Source organism: Bradyrhizobium sp. WSM1743, assembly GCF_000473065.1.
Lineage (GTDB): Bacteria > Pseudomonadota > Alphaproteobacteria > Rhizobiales > Xanthobacteraceae > Bradyrhizobium.
On sequence record NZ_AXAZ01000014.1, the window covers coordinates 87,987 to 106,427 of the forward strand.

17 protein-coding genes are annotated in these 18,441 nt (G+C 64.6%); 10 read left to right on the forward strand and 7 right to left on the reverse strand.

All coding sequences use genetic code 11. The features are described 5' to 3' along the window. Entirely contained in the window at positions 1-645 is a 645-nt protein-coding gene (locus YU9_RS0111850) for a carbonic anhydrase (RefSeq protein WP_027573025.1), read from the forward strand. 236 nt (positions 646-881) lie between these two features. On the opposite strand, the gene YU9_RS0111855 is transcribed toward YU9_RS0111850, so the two are convergent. Beyond that, positions 882-1,916 carry an aspartate-semialdehyde dehydrogenase gene (locus tag YU9_RS0111855; RefSeq protein WP_027573026.1) on the reverse strand — a complete coding sequence of 345 codons (1,035 nt, stop codon included), beginning with the start codon at positions 1,914-1,916 and terminating at the stop codon, positions 882-884. A gap of 116 nt (positions 1,917-2,032) precedes the next feature. Here YU9_RS0111855 and YU9_RS0111860 point away from each other — a divergent pair, with 116 nt between their 5' ends. Together YU9_RS0111860 and YU9_RS0111865 are read left to right on the forward strand one after the other, a co-directional pair. Further along, the gene (locus YU9_RS0111860; RefSeq protein ID WP_027573027.1) at positions 2,033-2,815 is read left to right on the forward strand and encodes a hypothetical protein; all 783 of its coding nucleotides are present in this window, start codon (positions 2,033-2,035) and stop codon (positions 2,813-2,815) included. 156 nt (positions 2,816-2,971) lie between these two features. Next, positions 2,972-3,355, forward strand: coding sequence for a hypothetical protein (locus tag YU9_RS0111865; protein ID WP_027573028.1), 384 nt, complete (start codon positions 2,972-2,974; stop codon positions 3,353-3,355). A gap of 182 nt (positions 3,356-3,537) precedes the next feature. Here the strand turns inward: YU9_RS0111865 and leuB are convergent, their stop codons facing one another. Next, positions 3,538-4,650 (reverse strand): 3-isopropylmalate dehydrogenase, encoded by a 1,113-nt coding sequence (gene leuB / locus YU9_RS0111870; RefSeq protein WP_027573029.1) that lies wholly within the window; start codon positions 4,648-4,650, stop codon positions 3,538-3,540. 245 nt (positions 4,651-4,895) lie between these two features. Here leuB and YU9_RS0111875 point away from each other — a divergent pair, with 245 nt between their 5' ends. Further along, positions 4,896-6,095: a YbfB/YjiJ family MFS transporter gene (locus tag YU9_RS0111875; RefSeq protein ID WP_027573030.1), complete on the forward strand. Its 1,200-nt coding sequence runs from the start codon at positions 4,896-4,898 to the stop codon at positions 6,093-6,095. Between the two features lie 120 nt (positions 6,096-6,215). Here YU9_RS0111875 and YU9_RS0111880 read toward each other — a convergent pair whose 3' ends face one another. The 4 genes from YU9_RS0111880 to YU9_RS0111895 form a co-directional block, all read right to left on the reverse strand. Next, entirely contained in the window at positions 6,216-6,998 is a 783-nt protein-coding gene (locus YU9_RS0111880; RefSeq protein WP_027573031.1) for a molybdopterin-binding protein, read from the reverse strand. Positions 6,999-7,009: 11 nt separating this feature from the next. Beyond that, a complete protein-coding gene (locus YU9_RS0111885) occupies positions 7,010-7,639 on the reverse strand; it encodes a cytochrome b/b6 domain-containing protein (protein ID WP_027573032.1) in 630 nt (209 codons plus the stop codon). 183 nt (positions 7,640-7,822) lie between these two features. After that, positions 7,823-8,377 (reverse strand): fasciclin domain-containing protein, encoded by a 555-nt coding sequence (locus YU9_RS0111890; protein WP_027573033.1) that lies wholly within the window; start codon positions 8,375-8,377, stop codon positions 7,823-7,825. 279 nt (positions 8,378-8,656) lie between these two features. After that, a complete protein-coding gene (locus YU9_RS0111895; protein WP_027573034.1) occupies positions 8,657-9,418 on the reverse strand; it encodes an SDR family oxidoreductase in 762 nt (253 codons plus the stop codon). An 87-nt stretch (positions 9,419-9,505) separates the two neighbouring features. Here YU9_RS0111895 and YU9_RS0111900 point away from each other — a divergent pair, with 87 nt between their 5' ends. Further along, on the forward strand, positions 9,506-11,035 hold the full coding sequence (locus YU9_RS0111900) for a malonyl-CoA synthase (protein ID WP_027573035.1): 1,530 nt from the start codon (positions 9,506-9,508) through the stop codon (positions 11,033-11,035). Between the two features lie 118 nt (positions 11,036-11,153). Here the strand turns inward: YU9_RS0111900 and YU9_RS0111905 are convergent, their stop codons facing one another. Further along, complete coding sequence (locus YU9_RS0111905; RefSeq protein ID WP_027573036.1) at positions 11,154-12,014, reverse strand: sulfite exporter TauE/SafE family protein; 861 nt, start codon at positions 12,012-12,014, stop codon at positions 11,154-11,156. 510 nt (positions 12,015-12,524) lie between these two features. On the opposite strand from YU9_RS0111905, the gene sdhC reads away from it, so the two are divergent. The 5 genes from sdhC to YU9_RS0111930 all read left to right on the forward strand — a co-directional run bounded on the left by sdhC (position 12,525) and on the right by YU9_RS0111930 (position 18,387). Continuing rightward, the gene (gene sdhC / locus YU9_RS0111910) at positions 12,525-12,923 is read left to right on the forward strand and encodes a succinate dehydrogenase, cytochrome b556 subunit (protein ID WP_027573037.1); all 399 of its coding nucleotides are present in this window, start codon (positions 12,525-12,527) and stop codon (positions 12,921-12,923) included. After that, on the forward strand, positions 12,920-13,324 hold the full coding sequence (gene sdhD, locus YU9_RS0111915) for a succinate dehydrogenase, hydrophobic membrane anchor protein (protein WP_027573038.1): 405 nt from the start codon (positions 12,920-12,922) through the stop codon (positions 13,322-13,324). Before sdhC ends, sdhD begins: the two co-directional genes overlap by 4 nt. A gap of 2 nt (positions 13,325-13,326) precedes the next feature. Then, positions 13,327-15,156 (forward strand): succinate dehydrogenase flavoprotein subunit, encoded by a 1,830-nt coding sequence (sdhA, locus tag YU9_RS0111920; RefSeq protein ID WP_027573039.1) that lies wholly within the window; start codon positions 13,327-13,329, stop codon positions 15,154-15,156. A gap of 107 nt (positions 15,157-15,263) precedes the next feature. After that, on the forward strand, positions 15,264-16,046 hold the full coding sequence (locus tag YU9_RS0111925; RefSeq protein WP_027573040.1) for a succinate dehydrogenase iron-sulfur subunit: 783 nt from the start codon (positions 15,264-15,266) through the stop codon (positions 16,044-16,046). Between the two features lie 187 nt (positions 16,047-16,233). Further along, positions 16,234-18,387, forward strand: coding sequence for a hybrid sensor histidine kinase/response regulator (locus YU9_RS0111930; RefSeq protein WP_027573041.1), 2,154 nt, complete (start codon positions 16,234-16,236; stop codon positions 18,385-18,387). Positions 18,388-18,441: the final 54 nt, after the last annotated feature.

Genomic DNA, 18,441 nt, shown 5'->3' on the forward strand with positions numbered 1-18,441 from the left:
ATGACGACATTCCCGAAGCATTTGCTGGAAGGCTACAAGGCATTTGCCACCCAGCGGCTGCCGACCGAGCAGAACCGCTATCGCGAGCTGTCGGTGAAGGGGCAGTCGCCGGAAGTGATGGTGATCGGCTGCTGCGACAGCCGCGTCTCGCCGGAAGTGATCTTCGACGTCGGCCCGGGCGAGCTCTTCGTGGTCCGCAACATCGCCAATCTGGTGCCGACCTATCAGCCCGACGAGAATGCGCACGGCGTCTCGGCGGCGCTGGAATATGCGGTGACGGTGCTGAAGGTGAAGCACATCGTCGTGCTCGGCCACGCGCAATGCGGCGGCATCCGCGCCTTCGTCGACAAGATCGAGCCGCTGACGCCCGGCGACTTCATCGGCAAATGGATGCAGATGTTCATCAAGCCCGGCGAGGTGGTCGAGCAGCGCGCCCACGAGACCATGGCGCAGTTCGTCGAGCGCATCGAGAAGGCCGCGGTGTTCCGCAGCCTCGAGAACCTGATGACCTTCCCGTTCGTGCGCAAGGCCGTGGAGAGCGGCCAGATGCAGACCCACGGCGCCTATTTCGGCGTCGCGGAGGGATCGCTGTTCGTGCTGGACAAAGAGGCGAAGGAATTTCGCAACGCGCAAAGCGTGGCTTGAGCGATTTCGTAAACTGGCGCGTCAAACGAGATCGTCGTCCCGGACAAGCGCAAGCGCCGATCCGGGACCCATAGCCACAGGCTTGCGTTGTCGCGCGAGCTGGTCACCACGAGTCTTCGCCAAACCACGTCCTGTGGTTATCGCGACGAGCGCAAGCGCTCGCGCTGGGGTCCCGGATCGGCGCGCGCTTTTGGCGCGCTTGTCCGGGACGACGAGAGTGACAGCCGAACGAAGCCTTACGCCGCCTTCTTCTTCGCGCTGATCAGCTTGCGGTTGATCAGCACTTCCGCGATCTGGATCGCGTTGAGCGCTGCGCCCTTGCGTAAGTTGTCGGACACGCACCACAGCACGAGACCGTTCTCCACCGTCGCGTCCTCGCGGATGCGGCTGATGTAAGTCGCGTCCTCGCCGGCCGCTTCGTAAGGAGTGGCGTAGCCGCCGGGCTCCTGCTTGTCGATGACGAGGCAGCCGGGCGCCTTGCGCAGGATCTCGCGCGCTTCGTCCGCGCTGATCGGATTCTCGAACTCGATGTTGACGGCCTCGGAGTGGCCGACGAAGACAGGCACGCGCACGCAGGTGGCGGAGAGCTTGATCTTGGGATCAAGGATCTTCTTGGTCTCCGCCATCATCTTCCACTCTTCCTTGGTGTAGCCGTCCTCCATGAAGACGTCGATGTGGGGAATGACGTTGAAGGCGATGCGCTTGGGGAATTTCTTCGCGACCAGCTCGTCATTGGTGTAGACGGCCTTGGTCTGGGAGAACAATTCGTCCATCGCGTCCTTGCCGGCACCCGACACCGATTGATAGGTCGAGACCACGACGCGCTTGATGCCGGCCTTGTCGTGCAGCGGCTTGAGCGCGACGACGAGCTGCGCGGTCGAGCAGTTCGGGTTGGCGATGATATTCTTCTTCTTGAAGCCTTCGGTCGCGGCCGCGTTCACCTCCGGCACGATCAGCGGCACGTCCGGGTCCATGCGCCAGGCGGAGGAATTGTCGATCACGACCGCGCCGGCGGCGCCGATCTGCGGCGACCATTCCTTCGACACCGAGCCGCCCGCCGACATCAGGCAGATATCGACGTCGGAGAAGTCGTAGTGCTCGAGCGCTTTGACCTTCAGGGTGCGGTCGCCATAGGAGACCTCGACGCCGACGCTGCGGCGCGACGCCAGGGCCACGACCTCGTCCGCGGGGAATTTGCGCTCGTCGAGGATGTTGAGCATTTCCCGACCGACATTGCCGGTCGCGCCGACGACTGCGACTTTGTAACCCATCGTTCACTCTCCGATGAAAAAGCCCGTTCCTGAAGCTGACGCTTAAACAGGAAGAGCAGCGCTTCTATGCGAGAACCGGCCGCAAGACAACGTGGGACCATGCCTGAAGGCCGTGGATGCAGTCGCCTGAGGCCAGCACGGCCGTTAGCCCTACCCAGATCCAGCTGACGCTTTTAGCCTTCGCCGACGAGGTCGTCGGCACGCTGGCGCGCCTGATCGCCTATGTGGGGGCGCTCGCCCTGTTTGCCATCCTCGCCCTCGCAGCGCTCGGCCAGCTGCCTGACTTGCACGACGATGAGCCGGCGGACAAGCCGGGCTGGAGCGTGGCCGACCGTTCGCACCCGGCCTTCGCCATCAGCCGGCTCGATTCATCAGAGAAAACAGCCTCTTACACCATCCTCAGACATCCCGAAGGCGGCCGACGGGACGTGCTGCGCTGGACCGACACGGCGGACAAGCCTGTGGCCGAGCTCGAAATCTACCGCCAAGGCGCCGAATTCGACGTGACACGGCCGGCGGCCGCGGGTCTGGCCGCCCGGATGGGCTTGGGTACGGCCACCCTGCTCGAGCAGGCTGGCCTGATCGACACCAAATTCGGGCCCGCCGTCCTGTTCCGGCCAATCGGCACGGCGAAGGGGGCCTGCCTCGGCTACCTCAAGCGCAGCGAGGAGCCGGGCTTGCAGATCTCCGGCTTCTCCTGCCAGGGCGGCAGCGTGCCCGCGACGCGCGCGGCGATCGCCTGCACGTTGAACCGGCTGACGCTGCTGGCCTCGGGCAACGAGCCGAAGCTGGCGGAAATGTTCGCCCATGCCGAGCTGAAGCGCCGGTCCTGCGATTCGCAGGGCTCGTCGGACTGGCTGCTCGGCGCGGCGAATGCGCAATTGCGTGGGGCGCTTTGACCGGCATCAAGCTCAAGTGGCTGGTTTGCATGCAACTTTTGCCGGCACGCACGATTATTCCGAGCTGGTGTGACCCAATTGACCTAGTTGCGGTCACCCCGGGCGGGCTAGTATGGGGTGAAATCGACTGGCGGCTTGCCGCCTGAAGGGGACGTGATGAGCTCGAAATTTTCTGCGGCGAACAAATTGGCGACCTGGCTTGCGGCGGGCGCCGTGATTGCCATGTCCGTCGCGACGCCGGCCTCCGCCGACACCAGGACCAAGCGCTATGACGAGCGCGGCCGCCCCTATTACGGCCCGAGCGGCCCCAACGCGGTCTATCAGCAGGGCCGCACCCGCATCTATGTGAGCAAGCGCTCCTGGCTCGACGGCGGCACCGAGGTCAATCCGGGCGACCGCAAGTTCTCCGACTACGCCTTCCCGCCGGCAGTGGGCTATCCGTCCTTCGCCCGCGAGAACCTCAACCGCCCGATCGACCGCCAGCCGCTCTCGCCGCCGCAGGATGTCGGCGGCTATCCGCAGAACTTCCCGCTGTACTGAGCGACGGATCTTTCTGAATCAAAATGGCCGGGCGCAACGCCCGGCCATTTTTGTTTTTTCTCGCACCGTCATTCCGGGATGGTCCGAAGGACCAGACCTCAGGTGCGCAATTGCGCACCGGGGAATCTCGAGATTTCCGGGTTCGATGCTACGCATCGCCCCGGAATGACGGCGAGCGCCGCTTACGCGTGCAGCTTCTGCAATTCCTTCAGGATCGCTTCGCCCATCTGCGTGGTGGACGCAGCCGTGGTGCCCTCCGACTTGATGTCGGCGGTGCGGAGGCCGCTGGCGAGCACGGCGGCGATCGCCGCGTCGACCTTGTCGGCGAGATCGCCCATGTCGAAGGAGTAGCGCAGCGCCATGCCGAAGGACGAGATCATCGCGATGGGATTGGCGAGGCCTTTGCCGGCGATGTCGGGCGCCGAGCCGTGCACGGGCTCGTACAGCGCCTTGCGCTTCTTGGTCTTGACGTCGACCTCGCCGAGCGAGGCCGAGGGCAGCATGCCGAGCGAGCCGGTCAGCATCGCCGCGATGTCGGAGAGCATGTCGCCGAACAGATTGTCGGTGACGATGACGTCGAACTGCTTCGGCCATTTCACCAGCATCATGCCGCCGGAATCGGCGAGCTGATGCTCGAGCGTCACGTCCGGATATTCGCGCTTGTGAACCTGGGTCATGACCTCGTTCCAGAGCACGCCCGACTTCATGACGTTGCGCTTCTCCATCGACGTCACCTTGTTCTTGCGCTTCCTGGCAAGCTCGAAAGCGACGCGGCCGATGCGCTCGATCTCATAGGTGTCGTAGACCTGGGTATCGATGGCGCGCTTCTGGCCGTTGCCGAGGTCGGTGATGGTCTTGGGCTCGCCGAAATAGACGCCGCCGGTGAGCTCGCGCACGATGACGATGTCGAGGCCCTCGACCGCCTCGCGCTTCAGGCTGGAGGCATCCGCCAGCGCCGGATAGCACACGGCGGGACGCAAATTGGCGAACAGCGCGAGATCCTTGCGCAGGCGGAGCAGGCCGGCTTCGGGGCGCACCTCATAGGGCACCGCATCCCATTTCGGGCCGCCGACCGCGCCGAAGATCACGGCGTCAGCGTCCTTGGCCTTGGCCATGTCGCCCTCGGAGATCGAGACCTTGTGGGCGTCATAGGCCGAGCCGCCGACGAGGCCGGTGTCGGTCTCGAACTTGGCGATCCCGGCCGAATTGAGCCAATCGATCAGCCGCTTCACCTCGCCCATCACCTCGGGGCCGATACCGTCGCCGGGGAGCAGCAGCAATTTGTGGGTCGCCATGGTCGATTTCCTTCTTAACTCTGCGTCGTCATTCCGGGGCGCGAGCAAGGCGAGCGAACCCGGAATCCATCGGGCCACAGCGCAAGCGGGGAAATGGATTCCGGGTTCGCGCCAAGAGGCGCGCCCCGGAATGACGGGTGGCCGGAGTGCTAGAGCGGCGTTGCGCGCTTGGCAAGACACCATTGCCGCCTCGCGGCTGTGCAAGACGGGCAGGGCCTGCCACACTGCGCATGCCGGAGTACCCCTTGCACGCCCCTGACCGTCCACCGAACCCGCATCCTGCGCGGCTGATCCTGACGCTGTCGCTGGCGGCGACGGTCGGGCTCGGCATCGGCCGTTTTGCCTATGCGCTGGTGCTGCCCGACATGCGGGAGGACCTCGGCTGGTCCTACTCGGCGGCCGGTTTCATGAACACCATCAACGCTGTCGGCTACCTCGTGGGCGCGCTTGTGGCATCCAGGCTGATCCAGCGCGTCGGCTGGGCGGCCGCGATCCGCGGCGGAACCCTCGCCTGCGTTGCCGCGCTCGCCACCTGCGCGCTGTCAGGCAATTTCGTCGCGCTGAGCTTGGCGCGCCTCGTGCTGGGCTTGGGCGCGGCGGCGGGCTTCGTCGCCGGCGGCGCGCTGGCTGCGACCGTTGCGCAGTCGCGGCCGGAGCGGGCCAATTTCCTGCTGAGCCTGTTCTACGCCGGCCCGGGCATCGGCATTCTCGCCTCGGGACTGATCGCCCCGTTCACGCTGCAATATTTCGGACCCGGCTCATGGTGGATCGTGTGGTGGGCGCTGACGCTGCTGTCGGTCGCGATGACGATCCCGTTGTTCCTGATCCGCATCGAGAGCAGTGTCCGCTTCTCGGAAGGCGGTCACGCGTCGTTCGCGATTTTGCCTGTGCTGATTTATCTGGCCGGCTACTTCCTGTTCGGCGCCGGCTACATCGCCTACATGACCTTCATGATCGCCTATGTGCGCGACGGCGGCGGCGGGGCCGCGGCGCAGGCGGCGTTCTGGAGCCTGATCGGGCTGTCCGCCTTCGTAACGCCGTGGGCCTGGCGCGGCGTGCTGGCGCTCGACCGCGGCGGGCTCGCCACCGCGATCATCCTCGGCACCAACGCGCTGGGTGCCGCCTTGCCGATGCTCGGACATTCGCCGGCCTGGCTCGCGGTCTCGGCCGTCGTGTTCGGCGTCGCCTTCTTCGCCGTGGTCGGCTCGACCACCGCCTTCGTGCGCTTCAACTATCCGCCAGAGGTGTGGCCGACCGCGATCGCGGCGATGACGATCTCGTTCGGCGTCGGCCAGACGCTCGGCCCGATCGTGGTCGGCGCGATCACGGATGCGCTGGGGAGCTTGAGCTACGCGCTGAATGTGTCGGCCGTGCTACTGGCGTTGGGGGCGGTGGCGGCGCTATGCCAGCGCAAGGTGGGGCCGGCCAAACAACCGGTGCCGTAGGGTGGGTGAGCGCCAGCGTAACCCACCACTTCTGTCACCGCAGAAACCAAAGAGGTGGGTTACGCCTTGCGGACTGCGCTTCGCGCATCCGCAAAGCCAACCCACCCTACGGCAGCCTCGCTAGCTCCCACTAAACGAATTGTACCCCTGGTCTTCCCAATAGCCGCCCTTGTAGTCGTTGGTGACTTCCATCGAGACGACGTATTTCGGGTTCTTGAAGCCGAGCTTTGTCGGCACGCGGATCTTCATCGGGAAGCCGTAGGCGCGCGGCAAAATCTCGTTCGCATATTTGAACGTCATCTGGGTCTGCGGATGCAGCGCGCTGCGCATGTCGAGCGGCGAGTTGTAGCCGTCCTTGTCGGCACACTGGAACCAGACGTACTTGGCGCGGGTGTCGGCGCCGATCAGTTTTAAGAAATCGCGCAAGGGCGTGCCGGTCCAGCTGCCGATCGCGCTCCAGCCCTCGACGCAGATGTGGCGGGTGATCTGCGTGACCTGCGGCAATTGATAGAGTTCGTCCAGCGTCCAGGACTTCTTGTTGTCGACGAGGCCGCGCACCTCGAGCTTCCAGTCTTTGCCATCGATATCGGGCGCGTCGTCGAGATCGTAATAGGCGTTGAACGGGAACGGCTTCGTGATCGCGCTTTCGGGGAAGGTCGGCGCCAGCGCATCGGGATTGAAGATGAAGGCCTGCACCGCGTCGTTGAATTTCGAGACCTGCTTCAGCATCTCCTCGGCCGAAGAGGAATCGACGACGTCGCAGCCGGTGAGCAGCGTCAGCGCGCCGAGGCTGGCGCCGCCCGCGATGAAGCGGCGGCGGGTCACGTCGGGCATCGTCTTGATGGAGTCCTTGATCAAGAGGCGTTTGTCGACGCCGGGGATCAGGAATGAGCGCTTGGCCATGACTTACTCCCTTAACGCCCGATGATCATCGCGCGCAGGCTCTTCGGGACCAGCAACGCGAGCAGGACGTGGATGACGAGGAAGGCGCAGATCGCGGCCATGCAGAAGAAGTGGACGTAGCGCGCGGTCGGATAGTCGCCGAACAGCATCACCAAATAATAGAGCTGCACCGGCTTCCACAGTCCGAGGCCGGAGAGCACGATCAGCACGCCGACGACGATGATGCCGGCATAGAGCAGGCGCTGCACGTAATTGTAGACGGTGAGATCGTCATGGCCGAGCTTGAAAGTCAGGGCGGCCCTGACATCGTGAAGCACGCCCGATGGCGTGATCGGCAGCAGCTTCTTGCGGAAACGGCCGGTGGCAAGGCCGGTGACGAGATAAGCGAGGCCGTTGATCATCAAGAGCCACATCGCGGCGAAGTGCCAGAGCAGGCCGCCGCCGAGCCAGCCGCCGAGCGTGTACTCGCGCGGGAAACTGAAGCCGAACAGCGGCGAGGCGTTGTAGATCTGCCAGCCCGACAGGATCATCAGGATCATGGCGAGGGCGTTGATCCAGTGCATGACCCGCACCCAGGCCGGCTGGATCACTTTGGCCGGGGTGGCCCTGACCTGCTCGTCGGTGACTGTGAGGCTCGCCATGGTGGTTCCGTCCTGAAGGTCGCGTGACAACAATTATACGCCGTTGCGTCCGCTTTCGTTACGCCCTGTCAGCCATCGAATCGATGCCGTGAGGCTATTGCGGTCACAAAAAAGCGAGCCGGGGGCCCCCGGCTCGCCGTCTCAAAGCGCCCTGTTCGGGGGATGAAACAGGGGCACGCGGTGTTACGTCGCCGGCATCAGCACGGTGTCGACCACATGGATGACGCCGTTCGACTGGTTGACGTTGGAGATCGTCACCATGGAGGTGCCGCCCTTGGCATCGACGATCCAGGTCTTGCCGTCCATCTTCTTCACGGTCAGTTCCTCGCCCTCCGCTGTCTTCAGCTTCTTGCCGTCGGTGAGATCGGAGGCTTCGAGCTTGCCGGGCACGACGTGGTAGGTGAGGATCTTGGTCAGCGTGGCCTTGTTCTCGGGCTTGACCAGATTGTCGACGGTGCCGGCCGGCAGCTTGCCGAAGGCGGCGTTGGTCGGCGCGAACACCGTGAACGGGCCCTTGCTCTCCAGCGTCGGCACCAGGCCCGCCGCCTTCACCGCCGCCACCAGCGTGGTGTGATCCTTCGAGTTGACCGCGTTCTGAACGATGTTCTTGGACGGGAACATCGCGGCGCCGCCGACCATGACGGTCTTCTCCTCGGCGCGCACAGGCGCGACCACGGTCGCGGTGATGGCGAGGGCACTGAAGGCGGCGGCAGCGAGATAGGCAATGCGCTTCGACATGGAAAGTCTCCCGATTGAATTGTGACCGGCGGGGCCGGTGTTGAGTTGGGCAACAACGGCGGCTGCGACAGTGTGAAGTGATGCAGCAGTGCCGTCGTTGGACCGAACTACGGGACGGTTTGCGATGCGGTTTCGGGGAAAAATTCTTTGTGATGCGTGAAACTATAGGCGCGGATGTTCGTGGGGTGGATGCGCGATCCACATACTCCGCCGTCGTCCCGGACAAGCGAAGCGCTGATCCGGGACAACGAGCGGAGATTGCGGCGTGCTCTACGCGCCTCAATCCCTGTTGTTCGGCGTCTGAATGAATCCGCGATTATGCGTGGGGCTGATCAGCAGCTCGTTGATGCAGACGCGCGGCGGCATGCTGGCGATGAAGGCGATGGTGCGGCCGAGGTCTTCGGGTTGCAGCATCTTGGCCTGCTCCGCTTCGCTCGGCACCACGGGACGCAGCTTCAGGATCGGGGTGGCGACTTCGCCCGGCATCAGGCAGCAGGCGCGCAGGCCGTTGACGCATTCGTCCATGTTGAAGGAATGGGTCAGCGCCAGCACCGCGTGCTTGGTCGTGGTGTAGGCCGGGCCCGGCATCTTCGAGACGTGGCGCCCGGCCCAGGACGAGACGTTGATGATCGAGCCATCTTGCTGCTTGCGCATCGTCGGCAGCACCGCGCGCATGCAATAGAGCACGCCGTTGAGATTGACCTGGACCAGCTTGTCCCAGCCCTCCAGTTCCATGTCCTTCCAGCTGCGCTTGGGAACATTGATGCCGGCATTGTTGACGAGGAGGTCGATGCGGCCGTGCCTGGCGACGATCTGATCGGCCGCCTTCTGGGCCTCTGCGGCGTCGGCCACGTCGAGTGCAATGGCCTCGGCCGCTCCGCCCGCGTTACTGATCCTAGCAATCACCGTATCCAGGGCGTCCTTGCGCCGCCCGGATACCACCACCGTCCAGCCGTCGGCAGCTAACGCCTCGGCGCCAGCCTCCCCGATCCCGCTGCCGCCGCCCGTGACCCAGGCCACGCGTTTCCCGTTTCTTGTCATGCCAACTGTCTCCGTTGCTTCATCGGGGCGGTTTTTGCTAATCCAGCCCTCGGTTTTTGACCGGCCTTCGCCGGCGAGGAATGTTGCATGAACCAAGCTGCCAACGCCAACCTGTTTTCCCGCCTGTTCGACGGCGTGAACGATCCCAAACGGCTTGCGATCGAGACGCATGATGGCGCCCATATCAGCTATGGCGATCTGATCGCGCGCGCCGGGCAAATGGCGAACGTGCTGGTCGCGCGCGGCGTGAAGCCTGGGGACCGCGTCGCCGTGCAGGTCGAGAAATCCGTCGCCAATATCGTGCTGTATCTCGCCACGGTGCGGGCCGGCGCGGTCTATCTGCCGCTCAACACCGCCTACACGCTGAACGAGCTCGACTACTTCATCGGCGATGCCGAGCCGTCGCTGGTGATCTGCGATCCCTCGAAGGCGGACGGGCTCGCGCCGATCGCCGCCAAGGTGAAAGCCAAGGTCGAGACGCTCGGGCCCGATGGCAAGGGCTCACTGACCGAGGCCGCTGACAAGGCGAGCAGCGAGTTCACGACCGTGCCCCGCGCGAATGACGATCTCGCCGCGATCCTCTACACGTCGGGCACCACCGGCCGCTCCAAGGGCGCGATGCTGACACACGACAATCTCGCATCAAACTCGCTCTCGCTCGTCGGCTACTGGCGCTTCACCGACAAGGACGTGTTGATCCACGCGCTGCCGATCTACCACACGCACGGCCTGTTCGTGGCGACCAACGTGACGCTGTTCGCCCGCGCCTCGATGATCTTCCTGCCCAAGCTCGATCCGGACCTGATCATCAAGCTGATGGCGCGCGCCACGGTGCTGATGGGCGTGCCGACGTTCTATACGCGCTTGCTGCAAAATCCGGCGCTGTCGCGCGAGACCACAAAACATATGCGGCTGTTCATCTCGGGCTCGGCGCCGCTGCTCGCCGAGACCCATCGCGAATGGTCGGCGCGCACGGGCCATGCCGTGCTCGAGCGCTACGGCATGACCGAAACCAACATGAACACGTCGAACCCCTACGACGGCGAGCGCGTGCCCGGCGCGGTCGGCTTCCCGCTGCCTGGCGTCTCCCTCCGCGTCACCGATCCCGAGACCGGCAAGGAATTGCCGCGCGAAGAGATCGGCATGATCGAGGTGAAGGGCCCGAACGTCTTCAAGGGCTACTGGCGCATGCCGGAGAAGACCAAGGCTGAATTCCGCGACGACGGCTTCTTCATCACCGGCGATCTCGGCAAGATCGACGCCAAGGGGTACGTCCACATTCTCGGCCGCGGCAAGGATCTCGTGATCTCCGGCGGCTTCAACGTGTACCCGAAGGAAATCGAGAGCGAGATCGACGCCATGCCGGGCGTAGTGGAGTCCGCCGTGATCGGCGTGCCGCATGCCGATTTCGGCGAAGGCGTCACGGCGGTGCTGGTCTGCAACAAGGGTGCCGACGTCAGCGAAGCCTCGGTGCTGAAGGCGCTCGACGGGCGCCTGGCAAAATTCAAGATGCCCAAGCGCGTCTTCGTCGTCGACGAGCTGCCGCGCAACACCATGGGCAAGGTGCAGAAGAACGTGCTGCGGGATACGTACAAGGATATTTACGCGAAGAAGTGAGGGGATTCGGCTCTTTCCCCGTCATTGCGAGGAGCCCTTGCGACGAAGCAATCCAGACTGCCCGCCGCCGAAAGATTCTGGATTGCTTCGCGGCGCTCGCAATGACGGAGTTCTACGGCTACTGCCCGCCTACCAGGCTCATCACAAACCGGCTGCCAACGATGAACAGATAGCAGCCGAACGCGACTTCCAGCGTCCGCTTCGACATCGCATGCGCGGCCTTCACCCCAAGCGGTGCCGTGACGAGGCTCATCGGCATCACCAGCACGGCGCCGATCAGCGAGACGTAGCCGAGCGCGAACGGGATTTGCAGCGCGGCGACGGCCGGATAAGTCGTCGCCGCGGGCCAGCCGGCATAGATGTAACCGAGCGCGCCGGGGATCGAGATCAGCACCGCGAGTGCCGACGAGGTCGCGACCGCCTGGTGGATCGGACGGCTGTAGAAGGTCATCAACAGATTCGAGAACAGGCCGCCGCCGATGCCCATCAGCGTCGAGAGTATTCCGACGCAAAAGCCGTAGACGCGCATCAACGGGCCCTTCGGCAGATTATCGCCGAGCTTCCAGGTCTCGCGCGCGAAGATGAGCCGGACCGCGGCGGACCAGGCGACACAGACGAACACGATCTTGAACAGCCGCTCCGGCGCGTAGCGCGCGACCACGCTGCCGGCGACGACGCCGATCAGGATCGGCAGCCACCATGCGCGCAGGATGCTCATATCAACGGCGCCGCGCTTGTAGTGGGCCTGGAACGAACGGATCGAGGTCGGGATGATCACCGCGAGCGAGGTGCCGACGCAGAGCGGCATGCGCACCTCGAGCGGCACGCCGGCGATGCGGAAGCATTCGTAGAACACCGGCACGAGAATAGCGCCGCCGCCGATGCCGAACACGCCGGCCAGGAATCCGGAAAGTGCGCCGGTTGCGATCAGCAGCAGCGCGAGCTCGATGATCTCCCTGATATCAAGACCCGCAATCACCCCTGACCTGCTCCGGCGGCGCGCCCGAATCGTCCGCTCGGATTCGGCCGCAGGTCCAGCTGTAGGGGATCTGATTTGCCCGGTCGACACGTCGCGCCCGCGGTCGGGGGTGGGATGCAGGTCGCGCATATCCGCCATGGCGCGGAGATCGGTGCACATGGCGGAAACCGAAGATGGCTTGTGGTTTGCCTAAGCGGCGTCCGGCGTCATGACGTGGCTGGCTCGAGCGACATTCGAACCGCCGGCGCTTAGAGGCGTTCCAATAGTGATTTCAATGCGCCTTGGCCGGCCCGCAAGAGATGAATCAATGCTCGATTGTTTGCTGGCGGACCGGCGGCCTGGTATACCAAGGCCCTGATTGGCCTTGGTTCATCAAGGCCATAGAGCTGAACCCACGTTCGATTTATGGCCATTTGGTGATTGCGCAGGCGAAATCGACTCCGTAAATAGAGCCGACCTTTCGCGATCCCCGCGCGCGCCCTCAAGGGCCGCCATACAACATCAAAGCCCATGACCGCACGGATCGAACGACCGCTTTCACCACACATGCAAGTCTACCGCTGGACGCTGACGATGGCTCTGTCCATCGTCCATCGCGCCACCGGTATCGCCCTCTATGTCGGAACTCTGCTGCTGGTCTGGTGGCTGATCGCCGCGGCCTCCGGCCCGGCCGCCTACGCGCACGTCCAGGCCTTCACCGGCAGCATCATCGGCCGTCTGATCGTGTTCGGCTACACCTGGGCGCTGATGCACCATATGCTGAGCGGCATCCGGCATTTCGTGTGGGATCTCGGCTATGGCTTCAAGGCCAATGAGCGGGAAGCGCTGACCTGGGGCGCCCTGATCGGCGGCATCGCATTGACGGTGCTGATCTGGATCATCGCCTATGCGATCGGAGGTGGACGATGAGCGCAACCGATACGCCGAAGCGCAGCATGCGTACCCCGCTCGGCCGCGTCCGCAATCTCGGCGCCGCGCATTCGGGCACGTCCGATTTCTGGCGCCAGCGCATCACCGGCGTCGCGATGACGCTGCTGATGATCCCGGTGCTGGTGATCATCATGATGTTGCTCGGCCGCAATCAGGTCGGCGCCGCGCAGATTCTCAGCTCCATTCCTGTCGCGGTGATCCTGCTCCTCTTCATCCTCGCCTGCGCCTGGCACATGAAAATCGGCATGCAGGTGGTGATCGAGGACTACGTCCATAACGAGAAGCTGAAGCTCAGCGCGATCATGCTCAACAACTTCTTCTCGGTCGCCGTGGCGCTCGCCTCGACCTATGCGATCCTGAAACTTTCTTCCGGAGTGTAACCATGGCCGCCACAACGAATGGCACGGGCGCTCCCGCCACCAACGGCAAAGCCTATCCGATCGAAGACCACACCTATGACGTCGTCGTGGTCGGCGCCGGCGGCGCCGGCCTGCGCGCCGTGGTCGGCTGCAGCGAGGCCGGACTGCGTACCGCCTGCATCACCAAGGTGTTTCCGACCCGCTCGCACACGGTCGCGGCGCAGGGCGGCATCTCGGCCTCGCTCGGCAACATGCACAAGGACGACTGGCGCTGGCACATGTACGACACCGTGAAGGGGTCGGACTGGTTAGGGGACCAGGACGCGATCGAATACATGGTGCGCAACGCGCCGGAGGCGGTCTACGAGCTCGAGCATTGGGGCGTGCCGTTCTCGCGCACCGAGGACGGCAAGATCTACCAGCGCCCGTTCGGCGGCATGACCACCGAGTTCGGCACGGCCCAGGCGCAGCGCACCTGCGCCGCCGCCGACCGCACCGGCCATGCCATGCTGCACACGATGTACGGCCAGTCGCTGCGCCACGCGGCCGAGTTCTTCATCGAGTTCTTCGCCATCGACCTGATCATGGACGATCAGGGCACCTGCCGCGGCGTCATCGCGCTCAAGCTCGACGACGGCACGCTGCACCGCTTCCGCGCCCAGACCACGATCCTGGCGACCGGCGGCTACGGCCGCGCCTATGCCTCCTGCACCTCGGCGCACACCTGCACCGGTGACGGCGGCGGCATGGTGCTGCGCGCCGGCCTGCCGATGCAGGACATGGAGTTCGTGCAGTTCCACCCGACCGGCATCTACGGCTCGGGCTGCCTCGTCACCGAGGGCGCCCGCGGCGAAGGCGGTTATCTCGTCAACGCCGAGGGCGAGCGCTTCATGGAGCGCTATGCGCCGTCGGCGAAGGACCTCGCCTCGCGCGACGTGGTCTCGCGCGCAATGACGATCGAAATCCGCGAGGGACGCGGCGTCGGCAAGAAGAAGGACCACATCTTCCTGCACCTCGACCATCTCGATCCCGCGGTGCTGGCCGAGCGGCTGCCGGGCATCTCCGAATCTGCCAAGATCTTCGCCAATGTCGACGTGACGCGCGAGCCGATCCCGATCGTGCCGACCGTGCACTACAACATGGGCGGCATCCCCACCAACTATCACGGCGAAGTGCTGACCAAGAAGGACGGCGACGACAACGCGGTGATCCCGGGCCTGATGGCGATCGGCGAAGCCGCTTGCGTCTCCGTGCATGGTGCCAACCGCCTCGGCTCCAACTCGCTGATCGACCTCGTCGTGTTCGGCCGTGCCGCAGCGCTCCGCCTCGCCGAGAAGCTCACCCCCAATGCCAAGCAGCCGGAATTGCCGGCGAACTCGGCCGAGATGGCGCTCGGCCGTCTCGACCATTACCGCTACGCCTCCGGCGGCACGCCGACCGCGAAGCTGCGCGAAGGCATGCAGCACGTGATGCAGAACAATTGCGCGGTGTTCCGCACCGGCGAAGTGCTGAGCGAAGGCCAGAACCTGATCGCAAAAGTCCACAGCGGCATCACCGACATCGCGGTGTCCGACCGCTCGCTGGTGTGGAATTCGGACCTCGTCGAAACTCTGGAGTTCGATAATCTGATCTCGCAGGCGGTGGTGACCATGAACTCGGCCGCCAACCGCACCGAGAGCCGCGGCGCGCATGCCCGCGAGGACTTCTCCGAGCGCGACGACAAGAACTGGATGAAGCACACGCTGGCCTGGCTGGACGACACCGGCAAGGTCAAGATCGAGTACCGCCCGGTTCACGACTACACCATGACCAACGACGTGCAGTACATCCCGCCGAAGGCGCGCGTGTATTGATCGAACATTAGCCGTCATTCCGGGATGGTCCGAAGGACCAGACCCGGAATCTCGAGATTCCGGGTTCGATGCTGCGCATCGCCCCGGAATGACGAAAGGTTAGAGCAATGGTTGAATTCGCACTTCCGAAGAACTCCAAGATCACTGGCGGCAAGACCTGGCCGAAGCCCGCGGGCGCGACCGAGCTCCGCGAGTTCAAGGTCTATCGCTGGAATCCGGACGACGGCAAAAATCCGAGCGTCGACACCTATTACGTCGACACCAATGATTGCGGTCCGATGGTGCTGGACGGCCTGATCTGGATCAAAAACCACATCGACCCGTCGCTGACCTTCCGCCGCTCCTGCCGCGAAGGCGTCTGCGGCTCCTGCGCCATGAACATCGACGGCCAGAACACGCTGGCCTGCACCCGCTCGATGCACGACGTGAAGGACGGTGCCGTGAAGATCAATCCGCTGCCGCACCAGCCGGTGGTGAAGGACCTCGTCCCTGACCTCACCAATTTCTACGCGCAGTACGCCTCGATCGAGCCGTGGCTGAAGACGACCTCGCCGACGCCGCAGAAGGAATGGCGCCAGAGCCACGAGGACCGCGAGAAGCTCGACGGCCTCTATGAGTGCATCCTGTGCGCCTGCTGCTCGACCTCCTGCCCGAGCTATTGGTGGAACAGCGAGCGCTATCTCGGTCCCGCCGCGCTGCTCCAGGCCAACCGCTGGGTCTCGGATTCGCGGGATGAAGCGACCGGCGAGCGGCTCGACAATCTCGAGGACCCGTTCCGGCTCTATCGCTGCCACACTATCATGAACTGCGCCAAGGCATGCCCGAAAGGCCTCAACCCGGCCGAAGCCATCGCCGAGCTCAAGCTCAAGATGGTCGAGCGGCAGATCTGAGACGAAGGCCATCCCTTCCACCCGGGCCAGACCGGCCGGGGTGTTCTGCAATTGCGATCAATTCGAGCAGAATTTTCTCCGTCCCGCTTCGCGGGCAAATTTTCGGATCGCAACCAGCGGTTCCAACACAAGCTACTTCCTCCCCTGCACAAGATTCGGTTAAGCTCCTACCCGGGACGGAGCGACTGTGCAGAGGGCGCAACGCAACTCGCTGAGGCTGTTGCAGTGGATGATGGCGGCATCCCTGGCGCTGCCGATTGCGCTCTTCGTCGTTGCCGCCACGATCTCCTACACATCGACCAAGGATATCGCCGACCGGGAGATCGAGCGCACGGTCGATGTCGCGCATGAGCACGCGCTCAAGGTGTTCGAGACCATCGACCGCAGCCTCGCCGAGCTCAACGAGGTCGTGCGCGGCTTGCCGGACGAGGCCATCCGCGCGCGAGAACCGGCACTGCATCGCCGGCTGAAGCGCCTGACCGATTCGTTGCCGCAGCTCAAATCGGCCTGGATCTTCGATGCGGACGGAAAAGCGCTGGTCAACAGCCTTGTCTCGCCACCGCCGGACCTGAGCTTTGCCGACCGCGATTACTTCTATGCCCATATCGACCAGAGCATCGGCACTTTCATTGGCATGGCCTTGACCCCACGTCCGCCCTACCAGGGGGCGCGCTTTTTTGGCATGAGCCGTCGCCGCGACTCCGATGACGGCCGCTTCATCGGCGTGATCCAGGCCTCCGTCCTGCCGGAATATTTCGAGAGCTTCTACGCCAGGATCGGCTCCGATCCCGGCAGCTTCTTCGCGATGGGTCGCACCGACGGCGTCGTGCTGGCGCACTTCCCGCGGCTCGACCGTGACCTCCGCCTCGATCCGGGCGGACCGGTCGGCCGCGAGATCGCCGCGCACCCCGCGCAGGGGCTCATGACCATCGCCTGGCCCTCGGACGGCATCGAGCGGCGCATCGCCTACCGGCGTGTCGCCGAATATCCGATCTATGTCAGCGCCGGGCTCGAGACCTCGGCGATCCGCGCGCGCTGGTTCGCCACCATGGGCCAGCATCTGGTGTTCGGCATTCCCGCCACCGCGCTGCTGTTTCTGCTGCTGGCGCTCGCGTTGCGGCGCACCCAGCATCTTCAGGCTGAAGCTGCAAAGCGGCGCGAAGCCGAGGAGGCGCTCAAGCACAGCCAGCGCCTGGAGGCGCTCGGCCAGCTCACCGGCGGCGTCGCCCACGACTTCAACAACCTCCTGACCGTGATCCGCGCCTCGGTCGATCTGTTGAACCGCCCGCAGCTGACCGAGGAGAGACGGCAGCGCTACATCACGGCGATTGCGGATTCGGTGGCGCGCGCGGCCAAGCTGACCTCGCAGCTGCTCGCCTTTGCGCGGCGCCAGACCCTCAAGCCGGAGGTGTTCGACGTCGGTGCGCGGGTGCAGTCGCTGCACGATATGCTCGCCACGCTGCTGGGTCCCGCGATCGAGATCGTCATGCAGCTGCCGGCGGAACCGTGCCTCGTCAATGCCGATGCGAGCCAATTCGAGACCGCGCTGATCAACATGGCGACCAATGCGCGCGATGCCATGCAGGGCAAAGGCAGGATCGTCTTCAAGGTCGAGGCCACAACGACCGTTGCGGACACGCTGGCGCAGCTTTCGGCCGGCCAGACCTCAGCAGACCATGGCTTCGTCCGCGTGACCGTCAGCGACACCGGCGTCGGCATTCCCGCCGCGCGATTAGGGCGCATCTTCGAGCCGTTCTTCACCACCAAGCAGGTCGGCCACGGCACCGGTCTCGGCCTGTCCCAGGTGTTCGGCTTCGCCCGGCAGTCCGGCGGCGAAGTGACCGTGACGAGCGAGGTTGGGCACGGCAGCACCTTCTCGCTCTACCTGCCGCGCGTGCCGCCGGACCTGCTGCCGCAGCGCCAGGCGCCCAACACTGCGCCGGCGGTGGCCGGCAGCGGCATGTCGGTGCTGGTGGTCGAGGACAATATCGAGCTTGCCAATTTCGCCGCCGATGGCCTCACCGGACTCGGCTACACCATCACGCTGGTCGATAATGCAACCGACGCACTCGCCGAGCTCGCCGTGGACGCAGATCGTTTCGATGTCGTGTTCTCGGACGTGGTGATGCCCGGGATGACCGGGCTCGATCTGGCGCAGGCGATCCGCGGCCGGGGCATCGGCGTGCCGGTCGTGCTGACCACCGGCTACAGCCAGGCCCTGTCACAGGACGGCGCCGCCGGCTTCGATCTCGTGCAAAAGCCCTATTCGATCGAGGAATTGTCGCGCGTTCTGCACCAGGCTGCGCGGCCGCGGCGCGTGCGCGACGGCGCCGCCGAGTGATTCGCTGGCCGGAACTCAAGGGAACCGTTTGATTTCCCTTTGCGTTGTCAGCTC